The sequence below is a fragment of the Pseudovibrio sp. JE062 genome, assembly GCF_000156235.1.
In the GTDB taxonomy this organism is placed as follows: domain Bacteria; phylum Pseudomonadota; class Alphaproteobacteria; order Rhizobiales; family Stappiaceae; genus Pseudovibrio.
In genome coordinates this window covers 222,853-239,130 of the sequence record NZ_DS996805.1, presented here as the reverse complement: position 1 = coordinate 239,130, position 16,278 = coordinate 222,853, and the positions used below count along the sequence as shown (strand labels likewise).

The following is a 16,278-nucleotide window of genomic DNA, read 5'->3' as shown; positions in this document are numbered from 1 at the left end:
GCCGGAAACAGTCCCACCCGGTCGCAGATGAACATCCCCTGCCTTCAGCCTGACAATGGCTTTTCCCGGTAGAATTTCGTCGATGAAATATGCGCGCCCCAGCGCATGCATCTGCGGGAATGCCTTGTCCAGAAATTCCGTCAATTCTGCCGGACTAAACTTAACAGCAGGCGCCGCCACCTCACTGGTCATGAAGTCCCTCCTCCTCATGCAAACCGACATACTGATATATGAGATTGCGATTTACCAGCTGAACAAAAGTTCTAAACCGTTGCGCTAGGCTCAAGTTTTGTTCACTCTGTGATTTAACACTTAATCAAGGCCAGATAGCCTGCTAAAGGCATCTCAACGACTATTTTAAGCACGATGGAGATCCACCATGTCTGACGCAGACACCGCAAAAGATCAGAGCGAAGCAGAGCGTCCAATGCTCGGCAAACTGCTGCACAATGGTGTTCAGCGTATCGTCATGCAGCGCCCGGAGCGCATGAACGCTCTGTCCATGGCCATGATGAAAGAGCTTTGCGCCGCCTTGGATGAAGCCGCAGCCAACCCGGAAGTTCGCGTTGTCCTGCTAGGTGCAGAAGGCAAGGTGTTCTGCGCAGGCCACGACCTGAAAGAACTCACCGCAGCTCGCGCGGAAGCCGACGGTGGCAAAGCTTTCTACCAGCAGACATTCGACCAGTGTGCTGAACTGATGCAGAAGATTGTGAACCTGCCAAAGCCAGTCATTGCTGTCGTCACGGGCGTTGCCACTGCAGCTGGCTGCCAGCTCGTCGCCTCCTGCGACCTTGCTCTGGCACTCGACACAGCAACCTTCTGCACACCTGGCGTCAACATCGGCCTCTTCTGCTCCACACCAATGGTTGCCCTCACCCGCAACATTGGCCGCAAGCAGGCCATGGAAATGCTGCTAACCGGTGAAAGCATCGATGCTTCCACTGCAAAAGAGTACGGCCTGATCAACCGCGTGGTGCAGGCAGACTATCTGGAAGTTGTGGTGCAGAAATATGCTGAAGTCATCGGCTCCAAATCTGCCCTGACAGTCAAAACCGGTAAGGAAGCCTTCTACAAGCAGGCAGATATGCCACTGGCAGAAGCTTATGCTTACACCTCCAAGGTCATGGCAGAAAACATGCTGGCCAATGACGCAGAAGAAGGCATCAGCGCATTCCTGCAAAAGCGCACTCCGGAATGGAAAGATAGCTGATCAGTCAGTAAGGAGCAGCAAGCATGGCAGCCGGGTATTCGAAAAGATCACTAGCTCAAAAACTTGGTCTGAAACCCGGCATGCACTGTTGGTGGCACAACATGCCGCAGAGCGTTTCCGATGAAATTACCGCAGGAGTTGACGATCTGGTCCTCCTACCCACTCTGGAAACCGGCGTAAGCACTGCCCATATCTTTGTAACAGGTCAAAGCGAACTGTCAGATCTGCTGGGTAAGCTGCGCATGAAACTGGATGCAGACGGCATGATCTGGGTGTCGTGGCCGAAGAAAGCATCCAAAGTCCCCTCTGAGGTGACAGAAGATACAGTAAGAGAAATTTGCTTGCCTATGGGGCTGGTGGATATCAAGGTCTGCGCCGTTGATGCAGTCTGGTCCGGTCTCAAACTTGTCATTCGCAAGGAGCTGCGTGCCGCGCATCGGCAAAGGCAGCAGGCAGCCACAGAAATTGCAGAGAGTTGATAAGAATATGAACCACGATCACTATTCCGACGATTACATTCAGAACATTCTGGAAAGCACCAAGACAATCGCGTTGGTCGGCGCCAGCAACAAGCCGGAACGTGCCAGCTTCCGCGTGCTGGGCTACCTACTGGAGCAAGGCTACACCGTCTATCCAATCAACCCAGGACAGGCTGGCACCGAAATCGCAGGCGCAAAAGTCTACGCATCCCTGAGCGAGCTACCAGAGGCCGTAGACATGATCGATGTCTTCCGCAACTCAGAAGCCGCAGGCGGCGTCATCGATGAAGCTATCGCACTGCCAACACCTCCCAAAGCCATCTGGCTTCAACTGGGCGTAAGAAACGACGACGCAGCTGCACGGGCAGAGGAAAAGGGAATCAAAGTGGTTATGGACCGCTGCCCAAAGATCGAAATCCCGCGCCTGGCATCTGTTGCAACCAGCTAAACACGTATTCTCATGCGCTCTCGGCTCCTGACATCTGAGAGCGCACTTCACTTCTTAGAATGATTTTCCAATCCCTCACCACTAAAGCAAACAGAATTTCAAGCATCAAATAGCCGTCATATTGCTTGAGCTTTCTGCAAGAGTGAAGCGCGCTCATCTTTCCCTTCTGCGCTTGCCAACCTGCGGTTGCCCCCTCATAGTTCCTAGCGGGAAATTATATAAATTTCAGCAGAGAATGACGCGCCTGTTCCAAGGGTTTGCACGCCATGCACCTTGCGCAGCACCGCTCCATCCTGCAAGCGCATTGAAAGGACTGCCTCATGAGCGAGAACACCCCAGGCTTTGATACCCTTGCAATTCACGCAGGCGCGAAACCAGACCCAACCACAGGCGCACGCGCAACACCAATCTACCAAACCACCTCATTTGTGTTTGATGATGTAGACCACGCAGCTTCCCTGTTCGGTCTTCAGGCGTTTGGCAACATCTACACCCGCATCACCAACCCAACCACAGCAGTGCTTGAAGAGCGCGTCGCAACGCTGGAGGGCGGCACAGCAGCTCTGGCAGTAGCATCCGGTCATGCGGCACAGCTCCTCACCTTCCACGCACTCATGACCCCGGGCTGCAACATCGTTGCCTCCAAGCGCATGTATGGCGGCACCATCAACCAGCTCAACCATTCCTTCAAGAGCTTTGGCTGGGATGTGAAGTGGGCGGAAGGTCTGGATGGGCAGAGCTTTGCAGATCAGATCGACGAAAACACCCGCGCTGTGTTCATTGAAAGTGTTGCCAACCCGGGCGGCGTGGTCATGGACATTGAGGGCATCTCAGCCGTTGCCAAAGAAGCTGGCGTCCCGCTGATCGTCGACAACACCATGGCAACACCATACCTCTGCCAGCCAATCAAACACGGCGCAGACATCGTGCTCCACTCCCTGACCAAGTTCATGGGTGGTCATGGTAACTCCATGGGCGGTGCGATTGTTGATGCAGGCACATTCGACTGGGCAGCCTCCGGCAAATATCCAATGCTGACTGAGCCGCGCCCTGAATACAACGACATGCGCCTCTTCGAGACCTTCGGTAGCATCGCCTTCGCAATCTGCTGCCGCGTCCTAGGCCTGCGCGATCTTGGCCCTGCAATCTCACCGCAGAACGCATTCATGCTGATCACCGGCATCGAAACGCTGGCCCTGCGCATGCAAAAGCATTCTGACAACGCACTGAAGGTCGCTGAGTTCCTACAAGGCCATCCAGCCGTCAGCTGGGTCTCCTACGCTGGCCTCGCAAACGATCCATTCTATCAGGCACATCAGAAGTACTGCCCAAAGGGCGCAGGCGCTGTCTTCACCTTTGGCCTGAAAGGTGGATACGAAGCAGGCGTCGAGCTGGTGAAAAGTCTGGAACTGTTCTCTCACCTTGCCAACATCGGCGACACCCGCTCACTCGTCATCCACCCGGCTTCAACCACCCACCGCCAGCTTTCTGACGAACAGAAGACAGCAGCAGGGGCTGGTCCAGACGTGGTGCGCGTCTCCATCGGCATTGAAGATGCTGCAGACATCATCGCAGATCTGAAACAAGCACTTGAGAACGCATAATCCTCAAATAAGTCAAAGACTTGAGATTGGAAAATGAATCAATCTCCAAGCTTTAGCTCAAAAAACAAGAAAGGCGCCCTAGGAGGCGCCTTTTTCGATTCTACATCAATCACTTATTCCAGAAACCGGAATCACTATCTGAGCGCAGCTTCCTTTTCCCGGCGCAGCAGGCAAACCTGCTCAACAGCCAGTGCAAGAACAATCAGCGCCATGGCCTGATGTGCCAATGCGCGATCCATTGGAACCATTCCGAGCAGAGTCACGACACCGAGGAAAACCTGAATGATAATCGCCACCATCAACCAGCTGGCATTCTGCTTCAACGCAGCATCCCGGTTCCCTCGCATCAGATAAAAACTCTGCAGGAACACAGCCACAACCAACAGGTAGGCAATCATGCGATGCTGGAACTGCACCATCATCACATTCTCAAAGAAGTTGATCCACCAAGGAGACATGATGAACAGACCGGACGGGATAATCTGCCCATCCATCAGCGGCCATGTGTTGAAGGTCAGGCCCGCATTCAGGCCAGCAACCAACGCCCCAAGGAACAGCTGGAAGAGCACCAGAGCAACCAGACCATACGACCCCATCAGCCCATCACCAAACACATCCCAGCCGTCGCGTTTCAACTCAGGGCGACGCTTGAGAACGCCAGCAAGGTAATAGAGGTAGGCGAACAGAATACACGCTACACTCAAATGCACGGCAAGACGGTACTGGCTCACATCAATGCGGTTCACCAGCCCTGAAGCCACCATCCACCACCCAATTGCACCTTGCAAACCGCCCAGCAGAAACGCGATCACAAGCCGTGGTTTCAACCAGGAACTGACCTGTCCGCGTGCCCAGAACCACACCAATGGGATGAAGAAGAACAGACCGATCACGCGGCCTAGCAGGCGATGCCCCCACTCCCACCAGAAAATGCCTTTGAACTCATCAAGCGTCATCCCCTCATTGAGAACTTTATACTGAGGGATCTGCTTATACTTCTCAAACTCCTCTTCCCACTCAGCTGCATTCAGCGGCGGAATAGCACCGTGAATTGGTTTCCATTCAGTGATGGAAAGGCCGGAATCCGTCAGGCGGGTCGCCCCACCAACAACAACCATGGCCAAAATCAAAAAGCAGATGAACAGCAACCACACACGAATTTGCCTGCGGTTGGATAGGTCTTGAGCGGAAAGATCTGAAGTGTAGAACGGAGTAGACATGACACCTATTCGAAGAGCTTGTTTGCCCCTATATATGTCAGATCCGCAGCTAAATCAGGAAAAATACGCAGATCCTCACAGCAGTCTAGACAAATTACCTAGAATTTTCAGGCGAAAGCAGGTCGCTCAATAGCGCAGCGCTGTCATAGGCTTAGAGGCTCACCAGTAGGATCAGATCAGCAAGACCTGCAAATTATCAGCAAGATCCTCTTGAAAAATATATGCATTTTGAACTATGGCTTGCGCGGAAAAGAAGAGCCCAATGCAATGAGGCTTTCAAGGAGAACTATATGGCTTCGCCAGTGCGCCGCTTCATCGGTATGATTTTTCTGGTCACGTTTGTGGTCGTCTATGTCTTCGTCGCCATGGTGATTGGCGATCTGACAATGGCAGACAAACACTGGTCCCTTAAGCTGATCTTCTTTGCAATCGCTGGTCTGATCTGGGTTATCCCGGCAGGCATGATCATCAGCTGGACCTATAAGAAGCGCTAGGTTTTCTAGCGCTCGTTACCTCTGCAGCCAGGACCGGGCGCGTTTCACCGCGTGATAGGCCGCAAAGGCTGCCCCGGTCAGGTACACATCAACCATCCTCTGGTTTTGATGCAATCCATTTAGCGAGACCCGCGGCAAATGATAGGGCCGCTCAAGGTTTTTCGCAGAGAGCGTTCCAGGCTGCGTTGTAACAGCCGCCGCAAACCCAAGCTCCTCCGCCACAGCTTCACACCGTCGGTCAACCGCCTCAGCAAATCCATAAGGGTACGCCAACATAGTCGGCCTCTTGCCAAGCCGCGCAACCATTTCCTGCTGCCCGGCCTGTATATGCTGCCGGATCTCTGCCTCAGTTGAAAGCCGCGCCAACATCGGATGGGTATCGGTATGAGCACCTAGGCTCACCAGAGGGTCCTCAGCGAGTTCTTTCAGCTCCTCAAAGGAAAGAATAAGTTCCTGACACAGCGCTCGCCAGTCATGACCGTATCGCTCTGCAGCTTCCCGAACAACCTCTCTTTGAGCGGTCTCAGGCACTTCACTGATCAGCATGCAGCGTGAAGCTTCAAAAGCAGTTTCCTTCAACTCAAGTGACGAGCAATCATAATTGAACTGCCGCTCACCATATCGCAGAGAAACACTCGTATTCTCGGCAATGAGTTGCTCCAGAATGATCCACCAAAGCTCGGAGTTATGGTTGCTGTATTCGCTGCTGATGAAGATCGTGAAAGGGACGCCCAACTCCTTCAGAATTGGGTAAGCCACGTCACGATTGTCTTTGTAGCCATCATCAAACGTCAGAACAGCAAACCTGGAGGCAGACTTCTCGCCAGCTCGAAGCCGCTCAAGCGCAACATCCAATGATACAAATTCGTATCCAGAAGCTCGCACCTGCTCAACAGTATCTCGAAGAAACTCCGGCGTGACCTCCAAGAGTTTGTTGGGCTGAAAAGCTCGATCTGACGCGGGCAGCACGCGGTGCAGCGTAAAAATAACACCATCGCCAGCGGTCACCCCTTTAAAAAAACGAGCGGGACCACGACTGCTAAAAAGATAACTCGCGCAACTAATAAATAAATGTTTGAAGGATTTCCGCACGGAGACCCCCTAGTTCCCAACCGAAATTGTATCAAATTGTAACTGGGAATTATTTACGATTAATTTCAATTTGGGTTGCTCTACATAGTTAGATTTGAGATTCATTAAGAGCTTGGAACTAATAATTCCTTGTATTTTATTTAGGGCATTCTCAATGGCACTTCCTCAATCCACCGAAAAAAGCGAGAGCACATCATGCGCTGATCGCAAGACCACGCTGGATTTGGGCCAACTCTCCTTTCAGATTTACACCGGCAACGACCTGCAGCAAGTGCGAGCAGACTGGCTGGCATTGGAAGCAGAAGCCCAAGGAAGCGCCTATCACGCCTACGAATGGTGCAAAAGCTGGGCGCAACACGTGGCTGCTTCCGAAAAAGCCACAGCATTGATTGTTGCTGGATACATCGACGAGAAACTCCACGTCCTTCTCCCCCTCGCCCTTCACCAGTGTCATCTGGCGAAAACGGCAAGATGGCTTGGCGAGGAGATTTTCAACCAGAACACAGGGTATTGGTCAAAGGAGTTGCTGGCCGCACCACAAGCCCACTTCCTCCGCCCTCGCCTGTTTGCTGCACTGAAGGCATGGGGAGTTGATCTCATCCACTTGGGCAACATGAGCTTTAAGGTGGAAGCCTCCGACAATCCTCTGGTGCGTATGGACGACACCACCAGCACCAACGCGATCTATCCGTTTGAGCTGAAAGGCCCGGCAGAAGAGTTCCTCAAAGCGAAACGCTCCAAAGCCGCCCGCAAGAAGCACCGCAGCAAACTGAACAAGCTACAATCTCTCGGCACACTCACCTTCACAAACGAAGTAACCCGCGAAGGTGCGTCAGCCACTGTGGACGCGATGATCAAACAACGCGAAGTGCGGCAAGCCGAAACCGGCATTCCGACAGCTTTTGCATTGCCCAATTATCAAAGCTTCGCACGCGAGGTCTTCGCTGATCTGGCAAAAGAGGACAGCCCAACAAAGCCGCTGATCTATAGCCTGAAACTTGACGATGAGATCATCAGCACCTGCCTCAGCCTCAAATCCGGAAAACGCATCTACTGCTACTGCACATCCATCATCAGCGGAGACCTGATGCGCTACAGTCCGGGCGAGCTGCTCATGCAACACGTGATTGAGGACATGTGCGAGGAAGGACTGGAAGTCTTTGATTTCGGCTTGGGGGAAGAACGCTTCAAACTGGCATGGGCAGAGCCGGAGTATCTCAAAGATTGGATTGAGCCCCTCACCTTTAAAGGCAAACTCGCAGCAGCCGTAGAAAGCGCTAAACTCAGCTCAAAACGCAAGCTCAGAAACAACCAGAGCTTCTGGCAGCTATACCGCCGCATCCGCGGAATGTTCGCCCGCCTACAGCACTAAAATTCTTTTGAGAATATGCTGTTAAATGGCAGCTCTTACGCCGCCATATCAACCTGCAACCACGCAGCAGCTTCATTGCTGACCACACGCTCCACCTCTACAGGTGCCTTAGTGTGCTTTTCCAGAATAGAGAGCGCTTTCTCCAACTCAGGTCCTGCAGGAGAACCATCCGTCGCAATGATCACACGGTCCGCTTCAGAGAGCATCTGCGCACAAATCAGGCTTGGCTCGATAAGGCCAAGGTCAGCGACAATCACATCATAGGTGAGATCAAGCGCTTCCATGATAAGGTTATAGCGGCCGCCATAAACCACCTCATCCCGAATAGGCATGACACCTGATTGTATCACGTGCGCACGAGAAACCGGATCGCGGTGGATCACATTCGTAAAGGCAGCTTCCCCTTCCAACAACTCAGAAAAGCCCGGCTTGAGCGGCTCTGAACCATCTTCGGACTGCGGGACGTCACCCACTTCCTCGAGCGGTGTTTCCTTCAGGATAGACTGAGCACCTTCCCCACCTTCGGAGCGTACTTCAACGACCACTGGCATGATACCACGGGCAGCAATTTTACGAGTGCAGCTCAGAGCCACGCGAGAAGAAAGGCTTTCGTCCTCAACGCTCAGCACAACAACACGGCTCACCTTTTCCAGCTGGTTTGCATTGTCTGCCTTCACTTCTTTCAAATCGATAGAAGGGACTTCAACCTCGTGCTCTTCTTCGTCCTGCTCTTCATCAAACTCTTCAGCTTCATCAACAACGGTTTCGTCTTCCGCATCATCATGAAGCTCAGCCTGCTCTTCTGTCAGCTCGTATTCAGCAACCTCTTCTTCCTCAGGAGCTGGCTTGTCCTCCTCTTCTTCAAAGGAAGGTTTCAGCTCAACAGGAGGGACAGCAACTGCATGGCTGCGGGTTGTTGCATCAACCACGCTTTCCAACGCATTTGATGTTGCAGTCCCGATAGACTCTTTTGGATTGGCCGCAGGTGCAGCTGGCGTGGCAAAAGACTCGCGGCGCAGCACCTCACCAGAGATCAACGCCCGGACAATGCTCCAGAGACATCCCAGGAAGAACGCAGCGAAGCCAGCAATAGCAGCAAGTGCAGATGGTTTACGGCCTGATGGCTCGCTTGGCACAGACGCACGGGAAATCACACGAGAGTCAGCATTCAGAACTCCAACCCCTTGCAAAACTTCTGCTTCCCGAAGGCTCACCAGCAACTGGTTCAGCTGCTCTTCTTTAGAGCGCGCTTCACGTTCTAGTTCCTGCAAACGCACCTGATCAGCGCCAGAACGAGCCGCTTCTTTCTTCAACTCATTCACTTGCGCGTTCAAGGCAACATAACGGTCCTGAGCGATCTTGGCGTCATTCTCAAGACCAATAACAATCTTCTCAGCTTCAGCACGGATCTGGCGATCATACCCACGCAGCTGAGAGCGCAGAGCTTTGATCTGCGGGTGGTTCGGCAGCAAAGTGGTGGAAAGCTCAGCAATACGGTTCTCCAACGCCAGCTGACGCTCCCGCAAACGCTGAATAAGCGACGAGTTCAGAACCTGCGTTGCAGTTTCCAGGGATCCGCCATTCTCCAACAAAGACCGGATCTGCTTAGCCTGCGCTTCAGCCTGAGATTTCGCCACGATCGCAGCGGAGACCTGAGAATTCAGCTCTGACAACTGCTGCTGATTAAGTGTTCTGTTTTCAGAACCTAGCAACAAATCAGCACCGGAGCGAAACTCAGCAACTTTCTGCTGCGCAGCCTCAACCTCATTCTCAAGACGAGCAACCTGAGGAGCAAGCGCATCCGCTGTATTGTTGGTTACAGCCCGCTTCGCGTTATCCTGCAGTGTGCGGTACTCATTGACCACGGTGTTCGCAACACGCGCAGCCAGCTCCGGGTCCTTACTGGTAAAACGAACCGCAATCACGCGGGAGCCATCCACCTGATAGACATCCAGATTACTGGTGAACTTGTTCAGAAGACGCTCAGCTTTACTCACCTGATTGGAAGTTGGCTCAAACCCGACGGAGGTCATCAGCCGATCAACGAGGCCCGGCTCACTCTTGGAAGCAAACACACTGTTGTTTTCAAGATCAAGCTTCTGAACAACATGACGCGCCAGATCGCGCGATTGCAGCAGCTGGACCTGACTGGCGATGCCTTCTTTATCTAAGAGGGAGCGTTCCTGCTCACTGTTCCGGATCTGCCCCGGCAGCACAATCTTCGCAGTATCGATAAGAACTTTGGATTCACTGGTGTATTTAGCAGCCTGCTTGCTGGCCAGATAGAAGGTGCCAAAGGCGACCAGCGCTGCAAACGGGATCACCCAAAGGAGTCCCTTCAGCACTTTTTTGAACAGCACGCCCATATCAAGAAAGACATCTTCTTGCGGCACAGCCCACTTCCCCACTCAATACAAAGCCCGAAACAATTTTCTGCGCACAAGAATGCATAGACAGGGTAACCAAGTTATTAAGCACCTTAATCAAATGCTGGAAAGAAATGACAAAGAGCCCAACAATTCTTACAAAATTAATTGGAGGATAATTACAATATTTATATTCTGTTAACCTTGAGCGCCGAAATATACTCCCAATGAATTTAAAGGATTTCGTAATGCGCCCGCGCCTACTAGCAGTTATTGCTGGCTTAACTCTGTTAACGAGTTGTTCATCTTATAAAAAGCCAGAGCCTGCTTTCCATGAGGAACTGGTCCAGCCTTACACGCTTGCCGCGAGTGACGAAGTCCGCATCATTGTTTTTGGACAGGCTGATCTGTCCAACACCTATAAGATTGATCAGGGCGGCAGCCTCGCCTTCCCACTCATTGGGCAAGTCAACGCAAACGGCAAAACACCCAAGCAACTGACAAGCATGATCCGCGCACGCCTGAAGAACGGCTTCATCCGCGATCCGGATGTCTCTGTTGAAGTGGCCGTCTATCGTCCAATTTTCGTCATGGGTGAAGTCAGAAATGCAGGCCAGTACGCCTATCTTCCAGGCATGACAGTGCAGAACGCCATCGCAACAGCCGGTGGCTTCACAGCGCGCGCGCGCCAGCAAGATGTAGATCTGACCCGCCAACTGGGCGCTGAAGTAACCAACGGCGTTGTTCCAATCACAGCGCCAGTCCGTCCGGGTGACACACTGTATGTGCACGAGCGGCTCTTTTAAAATTAAGAGCATGCACTCTACATGCCTTTGCGTCTTGTTAAGCTAAAACCGCAGGTTAAGAGTTAATTAACCCTGTCGATTAACAGGTCAAACAGTATTTTAAGCTAGCAATAAACTCAGTTGCGCGGCGGTCTGTGCTGGGGAGCATCAGACCATGCATGCGCGGTGGGGAGTTTGCTGCGGATGTCTACGGACAAGCTGAAAATCGTTCATTGCATACGTGCGCCTTTAGGCGGCGCGTTTCGCCATCTTATGGATCTGGTCGAAGAGCAGATTGAGATGGGTCACGAGCTCGGCATCGTCTGCGCCTCCAACGATATTCCATCCTCTTCATTGGCACAGCTGGAAGCATTAAAGCCCAGATTTTCTCTGGGTTTAATCACCGTTCCAATGGCCCGGGCGCTCGCTCCCAAAGACCTGTTCAGCTTCTTCAAACTGCTCAAACATCTTGCTCCTTTAAAGCCAGATGTGCTCCACGGCCATGGCGCCAAGGGGGGAGTATGGGCACGCACGATCGGCTCAGCGCTTAAACTAGGCGGTCTCCCAACCAGACGTGTTTACAGCCCTCACGGCGGAAGTTTGCACTACGATTTTTCCAGCACCTCAGGCAAGGTCTACATCACGCTTGAAAAGCTCTTGAGACCGCTCACAGACTCACTTGTGTTTACCAGTGCGTTTGAGAAAGCCGCTTATCAACAAAAGATCGGCATGAAGGGCGAACGCCCAGACAGCAAGATTGTCCATAACGGCCTGAGAGAAACTGAGTTCTGGCAAAGCCCAGTTGATGAGGACGCTGCTGATCTCCTGTTTATCGGTGAGTTACGCCTGCTCAAAGGAGTTGACCTGCTCATCAACGCCATTGATGACCTGCATCGCAACACCAACTCCAGGCCAACCCTAGCTGTTGTCGGCGACGGACCGGATCGTGCGCTCTTTGAGCAAATGGTCAGCGACAGGAACCTGCAGGCCTACATCACGTTCCATGGCTTCCAGAAACTCGATCAGGCTCTCCCCCTGGGTAAAACGGCTGTCATTCCGTCCAGAGCAGAAGCCCTTCCCTACATTGTGCTGGAGCTGCTTGCCGCTCAAAAGCCACTGATTACAACCCGTGTTGGTGGCATTCCTGAAATCTATGCGCAGCACAAGAAGACACTCGTTCAACCCGACGACCAGCAAGCCCTGACCAACGCCGTCAGCTGGGCGCTGTCGCATACGGATGAACAGATCAAGCTGAGCCTGCAACTGCAGGACCACCTCAAATCCAATTTCACTCTGTCGCAAATGGCGCAGAGCATCACCCAACTTTATCAACCCGTTCAAAGTGCGAAGAACGAACTGGCAGACGCTTCACAGCAGTCTCAACAGTCCGCGCTGCACTCACCAGAAAAACTCACTTAGGCGCACGGCAACATGGTCAAACATCGCTTCAATGTAATTGAGAGTGGCCCGTCACCTGACGACAAAACCACGATAGACGGTCACCAGACACCTGCAACGCACAACGAAGACGTCACAATCAGTAATCTTTCCAAGGATGCGTTGGAGGTGGCAGCAACCCTGCGCACCAACACCATCTCCAAATCCGTTTTTGATGGCTTTATGCGTACGGCAGATGCGGCCTTGATCGTCATCACGGGCATTGCCGCTTACTTAAGCGGAGCAGCCCTCGACATCCCACCCCTCTGGCAGATCTTTGCGCTGTTCGAAGCCTCCATGATCGGCATCATGCTGTTTCAGATGGCAGATCTTTATCAAGCCAACGCCCTGCAAAAAGTGATTGCGCAAGTTATGCGCCTGATCACAGCATGGGCACTGGTGTTCGCCGCTCTGATCACGTCTCTGCTTCTGATCCTGCCTTCCGCTGAAATTCCGCAGGCGTTCCTGCTGAAGTGGTTTGTCAGCGGCGCTGCAGTCCTGACCATCTTCAGAATGGTCATGCGCGGTTTCATCGTACGTTGGACACGCATGGGCCGCCTGAGTCGACGTGCAGTTCTGGTGGGCGGCGGACAAGCAGCCGCTGACCTTATTGCAGAGCTGGAGCGCCAGCCAAACAATGACATCGAGATCTGCGGCATCTTTGATGATCGCTCCAACGACCGCTCCCCGCCGAGCGTCGCCGGATATCAGAAGCTCGGCAACGTTTCTGATCTGGTGGAGTTTGCTCGTATCGCACAGATCGATATGCTGTTGGTGACGATCCCGATCCGCGCAGAAAAGCGCATCATTCAGCTGCTGGAGAAACTCTGGGTGCTGCCGGTCGATATCCGCCTGTCCGCACACGCAGATAAACTCCGCTTCCGTCAAAGAGCATCATCCTTCGTGGGCACCGTCCCATTCGTTGATGTTCTGGAAAAGCCAATTGCGGATTGGGACACCATCGCCAAACGGGCATTCGACATCTTCTTTGCAAGCCTGTCGCTGATCGCCCTCTCCCCTGTCATGCTGATCACGGCACTGCTGATCAAGCTGGACAGTTCCGGACCGGTTATCTTCCGCCAGAAGCGCTATGGCTTTAACAACGAGCTGATCGACGTCTTCAAGTTCCGCTCCATGTATCACAACATGACGGACGCCAACGCCTCCAAACTGGTGACCAAAGGCGATCCGCGCGTCACCAAGGTTGGCCGCATCATCCGAAAGACATCAATCGATGAACTTCCGCAGCTCATCAACGTGCTGATGGGCCAGCTGTCACTTGTCGGCCCACGCCCTCATGCCCTTTCTGCAAAGGCCGAAAACCGCCTCTATGAGAACGTGGTGGATGGGTACTTTGCACGCCACAAAGTGAAGCCTGGCGTGACGGGTTGGGCGCAAATCAAAGGTTGGCGCGGAGAGACAGACACAGAAGACAAGATCCAAAAGCGTGTTGAATGCGACATCTACTATATCGAGAACTGGTCTGTTTTCTTTGATCTCTACATCCTGATTAAAACGCCGTTCTGTCTGCTGGAAACGGAAAACGCATATTGACCGACTTATCGCGCCCTCACGATGTTATCGGACGCACGCGCCCCTTCTGGCACGTGCCTCTGACGATCGGCACAGAAACAATCGCCCGTGCGCTGTTGTTTCTGACCGCATCGGTGAGCGCGCTCGTCATCATAGAACCGGCTCCATATGACCTGCTCATCGCACTTTTGCTGGTGGGCTGGTCTTTCTTTGGGCTGGAGCTGCGTAAAGACATCCTGCCGCTTCTGATCCTGCTGTGCTTCTACATTGTAGGCGGCATCATGGCTTTGCCCGCAGCGGCAGACACCAAAGAAGCTGTCATCTTCTACGCAGTCACGGTCTTCCTAGCCTTCTCGTCTTTCCTCTACGCAGCAACACTCTCCGCAAAAATCGAGCGGATTGAGGCGATTGAGAAGGGATACATGCTCGCAGCCCTGTTTGCGACGCTGCTGGCCGTTGCTGGATACTTCAACGCCTTCCCCGGAGCGTATGACCAGTTCACCCTGTATGGCCGCGCCAAAGGCACCTTCAAAGATCCAAACGTCTACGGTCCGTTCCTGCTGCTGCCAACGCTGCTGATCACCTACGACATCCTGACTAAGCCACTAAAGGAGAACATCCTCAAAGCGGGCATCTTGCTCATCTTGTTGCTCGGCGCCTTCCTCTCCTTCTCCCGCGCAGCCTGGGGCATGACACTCGGAGGAGCGCTCATGGTATTCCTGCTCGTCTTCATCAATGAGCGTCGTTCAGTCCCACGATTAAAGCTCCTCGGCATTCTTGGCCTCGCAGGTATCGGACTTGTTGTGGCGCTCCTGGCAATCCTTTCCATTGAATCAATCTCGGAAATGTTCACTCTCCGCGCCAAGCTTGTTCAGGACTACGACGGGGCTCGTTTGGGCCGTTTTGGCCGCTGGGGGGAAGGTTTCACGCTTGTCACAGAACGCCCATTTGGCCTAGGTGTTGGCGGGTTTAACTCCATCTTCCCGGAGGATGAGCACAACGCCTATCTAAAGGCCTTTACAACCTACGGGTGGCTTGGTGGTCTCTCTTATGTAACGCTCGTTTTCTGGACGCTGATCAAAGCTTTGCCACTGGTTTTCAAACCACGTCCATGGCAGAAATACATCGTCTGCACCTACGTGGCGTTCCTGCTACACGCTTGTGTTAGCTTCATTATTGACAGCGACCACTGGCGCCACTACTTCCTGCTGCTCGGCATCCTGTGGGCTATCATTGCAGCGGAATCCGGCATTTCCCGCTACAGGCGTTTTCCACCAACACAATAACGCCAGCCGCATTTGATCCTTGATCAGACAACCTGAATTAGGTAGGAAAGTTGTAAGGATAAGCCGTTAAGGCTACTCCTGAAATAGGAATACTTGCATGTGCGGTCTCCGCATCCAGGCGCAAGTATCCTCATAGGTTCGGGTAGTAGCGCAGCCTGGTAGCGCACTTCACTGGGGGTGAAGGGGTCGTCGGTTCAAATCCGGCCTACCCGACCAATCTTTTCAATAACTTAACTTTTTAAAGTGTAGTTCCCCTCGGCTCATTTGAGCACTTTTTTGCGAAAAAATCCCCAAAATCAGCCTTCAAAAAATTAGCTTCACAAAGTGTAGTGCGCTACCCTTGAGCTCAACTACGACCGAAGATTTGTTTTCAGCCGACAGGATTTTCAAATGGATTTGATGAGTGGCCTGACTGCCATCAGCAAAGCACTCGATGTTGCAAAAGCTCTGAGAGAGTTCGATGGTCAATTAAATGACGCGACGTATAAGTTTCAAGTCGCAGAACTATACGCCGCACTCGCGGATGCCAAAATTAGTTTAGCCGATGCAAAAGAGGAAATTGCACTAAAAGAAAGAGAGATCATTAGTCTAAAAGAGAAGCAACGAAGCAAGTATAAAACGATCAATCATCAAGGGTATAACTTTGGCCTCAATGAAAATGGAGAGGCATTTGTAGATCCCTTCTGCCCTGTCTGCGAGCAACAACACGATCTTCAAATTCCTCTTCAAACTCAAAGTCGGATTGAGAAGCAATGCCCTAAATGCAAGGCAAAATACACTAACTACCCAAGGACCACGCCTGAAACCGTTTCACATTAGTGAACTAGTTGAACGAGCACATCCACCTCACAATAGAGCTATCAAGCAATATCTGAAGTAACCAATCCAACATTTGGTACACTCGTACCAAGCCCAATCTAGCTCTATTGGGTTTGTTGGTTTTTTGGGCTCA

14 protein-coding genes, 1 tRNA gene and 1 pseudogene are annotated in these 16,278 nt (G+C 52.5%); 12 read left to right on the top strand and 4 right to left on the bottom strand.

Annotation, left to right across the window (positions count from 1 at the left end):
- Positions 1–192: pseudogene (locus tag PJE062_RS26450) on the bottom strand (thioesterase); the annotation flags it as partial.
- Positions 193–379: 187 nt separating this feature from the next.
- Between PJE062_RS26450 and PJE062_RS01075 the strand changes: the two are divergent.
- The 4 genes from PJE062_RS01075 to PJE062_RS01060 all read left to right on the top strand — a co-directional run bounded on the left by PJE062_RS01075 (position 380) and on the right by PJE062_RS01060 (position 3,741).
- On the top strand, positions 380–1,210 hold the full coding sequence (locus tag PJE062_RS01075; RefSeq protein WP_008546960.1) for an enoyl-CoA hydratase: 831 nt from the start codon (positions 380–382) through the stop codon (positions 1,208–1,210).
- Positions 1,211–1,233: 23 nt separating this feature from the next.
- Complete coding sequence (locus PJE062_RS01070; protein ID WP_008546331.1) at positions 1,234–1,689, top strand: DUF3052 family protein; 456 nt, start codon at positions 1,234–1,236, stop codon at positions 1,687–1,689.
- Positions 1,690–1,696: 7 nt separating this feature from the next.
- Positions 1,697–2,137 carry a CoA-binding protein gene (locus PJE062_RS01065; RefSeq protein ID WP_008546314.1) on the top strand — a complete coding sequence of 147 codons (441 nt, stop codon included), beginning with the start codon at positions 1,697–1,699 and terminating at the stop codon, positions 2,135–2,137.
- A 320-nt stretch (positions 2,138–2,457) separates the two neighbouring features.
- Complete coding sequence (locus tag PJE062_RS01060; protein WP_008547080.1) at positions 2,458–3,741, top strand: O-acetylhomoserine aminocarboxypropyltransferase; 1,284 nt, start codon at positions 2,458–2,460, stop codon at positions 3,739–3,741.
- 134 nt (positions 3,742–3,875) lie between these two features.
- On the opposite strand, the gene PJE062_RS01055 is transcribed toward PJE062_RS01060, so the two are convergent.
- Positions 3,876–4,961, bottom strand: a complete 1,086-nt coding sequence (locus PJE062_RS01055) for a COX15/CtaA family protein (RefSeq protein ID WP_037035763.1) — start codon at positions 4,959–4,961, stop codon at positions 3,876–3,878.
- Between the two features lie 290 nt (positions 4,962–5,251).
- On the opposite strand from PJE062_RS01055, the gene PJE062_RS01050 reads away from it, so the two are divergent.
- Positions 5,252–5,455: a DUF2842 domain-containing protein gene (locus tag PJE062_RS01050; protein ID WP_008546191.1), complete on the top strand. Its 204-nt coding sequence runs from the start codon at positions 5,252–5,254 to the stop codon at positions 5,453–5,455.
- Between the two features lie 15 nt (positions 5,456–5,470).
- On the opposite strand, the gene PJE062_RS01045 is transcribed toward PJE062_RS01050, so the two are convergent.
- A complete protein-coding gene (locus PJE062_RS01045; RefSeq protein ID WP_208982090.1) occupies positions 5,471–6,310 on the bottom strand; it encodes a polysaccharide deacetylase family protein in 840 nt (279 codons plus the stop codon).
- A 391-nt stretch (positions 6,311–6,701) separates the two neighbouring features.
- Here PJE062_RS01045 and PJE062_RS01040 point away from each other — a divergent pair, with 391 nt between their 5' ends.
- Positions 6,702–7,919 carry a GNAT family N-acetyltransferase gene (locus PJE062_RS01040; RefSeq protein WP_008546779.1) on the top strand — a complete coding sequence of 406 codons (1,218 nt, stop codon included), beginning with the start codon at positions 6,702–6,704 and terminating at the stop codon, positions 7,917–7,919.
- Between the two features lie 35 nt (positions 7,920–7,954).
- On the opposite strand, the gene PJE062_RS01035 is transcribed toward PJE062_RS01040, so the two are convergent.
- Complete coding sequence (locus tag PJE062_RS01035; protein WP_008546205.1) at positions 7,955–10,312, bottom strand: GumC family protein; 2,358 nt, start codon at positions 10,310–10,312, stop codon at positions 7,955–7,957.
- A 221-nt stretch (positions 10,313–10,533) separates the two neighbouring features.
- On the opposite strand from PJE062_RS01035, the gene PJE062_RS01030 reads away from it, so the two are divergent.
- The 6 genes from PJE062_RS01030 to PJE062_RS25735 all read left to right on the top strand — a co-directional run bounded on the left by PJE062_RS01030 (position 10,534) and on the right by PJE062_RS25735 (position 16,145).
- A complete protein-coding gene (locus PJE062_RS01030) occupies positions 10,534–11,091 on the top strand; it encodes a polysaccharide biosynthesis/export family protein (RefSeq protein WP_008547208.1) in 558 nt (185 codons plus the stop codon).
- A 183-nt stretch (positions 11,092–11,274) separates the two neighbouring features.
- Positions 11,275–12,489 carry a glycosyltransferase gene (locus tag PJE062_RS01025; RefSeq protein WP_008546243.1) on the top strand — a complete coding sequence of 405 codons (1,215 nt, stop codon included), beginning with the start codon at positions 11,275–11,277 and terminating at the stop codon, positions 12,487–12,489.
- Positions 12,490–12,501: 12 nt separating this feature from the next.
- Positions 12,502–14,061 (top strand): undecaprenyl-phosphate glucose phosphotransferase, encoded by a 1,560-nt coding sequence (locus PJE062_RS01020; RefSeq protein ID WP_008547036.1) that lies wholly within the window; start codon positions 12,502–12,504, stop codon positions 14,059–14,061.
- On the top strand, positions 14,058–15,326 hold the full coding sequence (locus PJE062_RS01015; RefSeq protein WP_208982088.1) for an O-antigen ligase: 1,269 nt from the start codon (positions 14,058–14,060) through the stop codon (positions 15,324–15,326). The genes PJE062_RS01020 and PJE062_RS01015 overlap by 4 nt, the downstream gene beginning before the upstream one ends.
- Before the next feature lie 139 nt (positions 15,327–15,465).
- Positions 15,466–15,542, top strand: a tRNA-Pro gene (locus tag PJE062_RS01010).
- Positions 15,543–15,716: 174 nt separating this feature from the next.
- Positions 15,717–16,145, top strand: a complete 429-nt coding sequence (locus tag PJE062_RS25735) for a hypothetical protein (protein ID WP_050773803.1) — start codon at positions 15,717–15,719, stop codon at positions 16,143–16,145.
- The last annotated feature ends 133 nt before the right edge of the window (positions 16,146–16,278 follow it).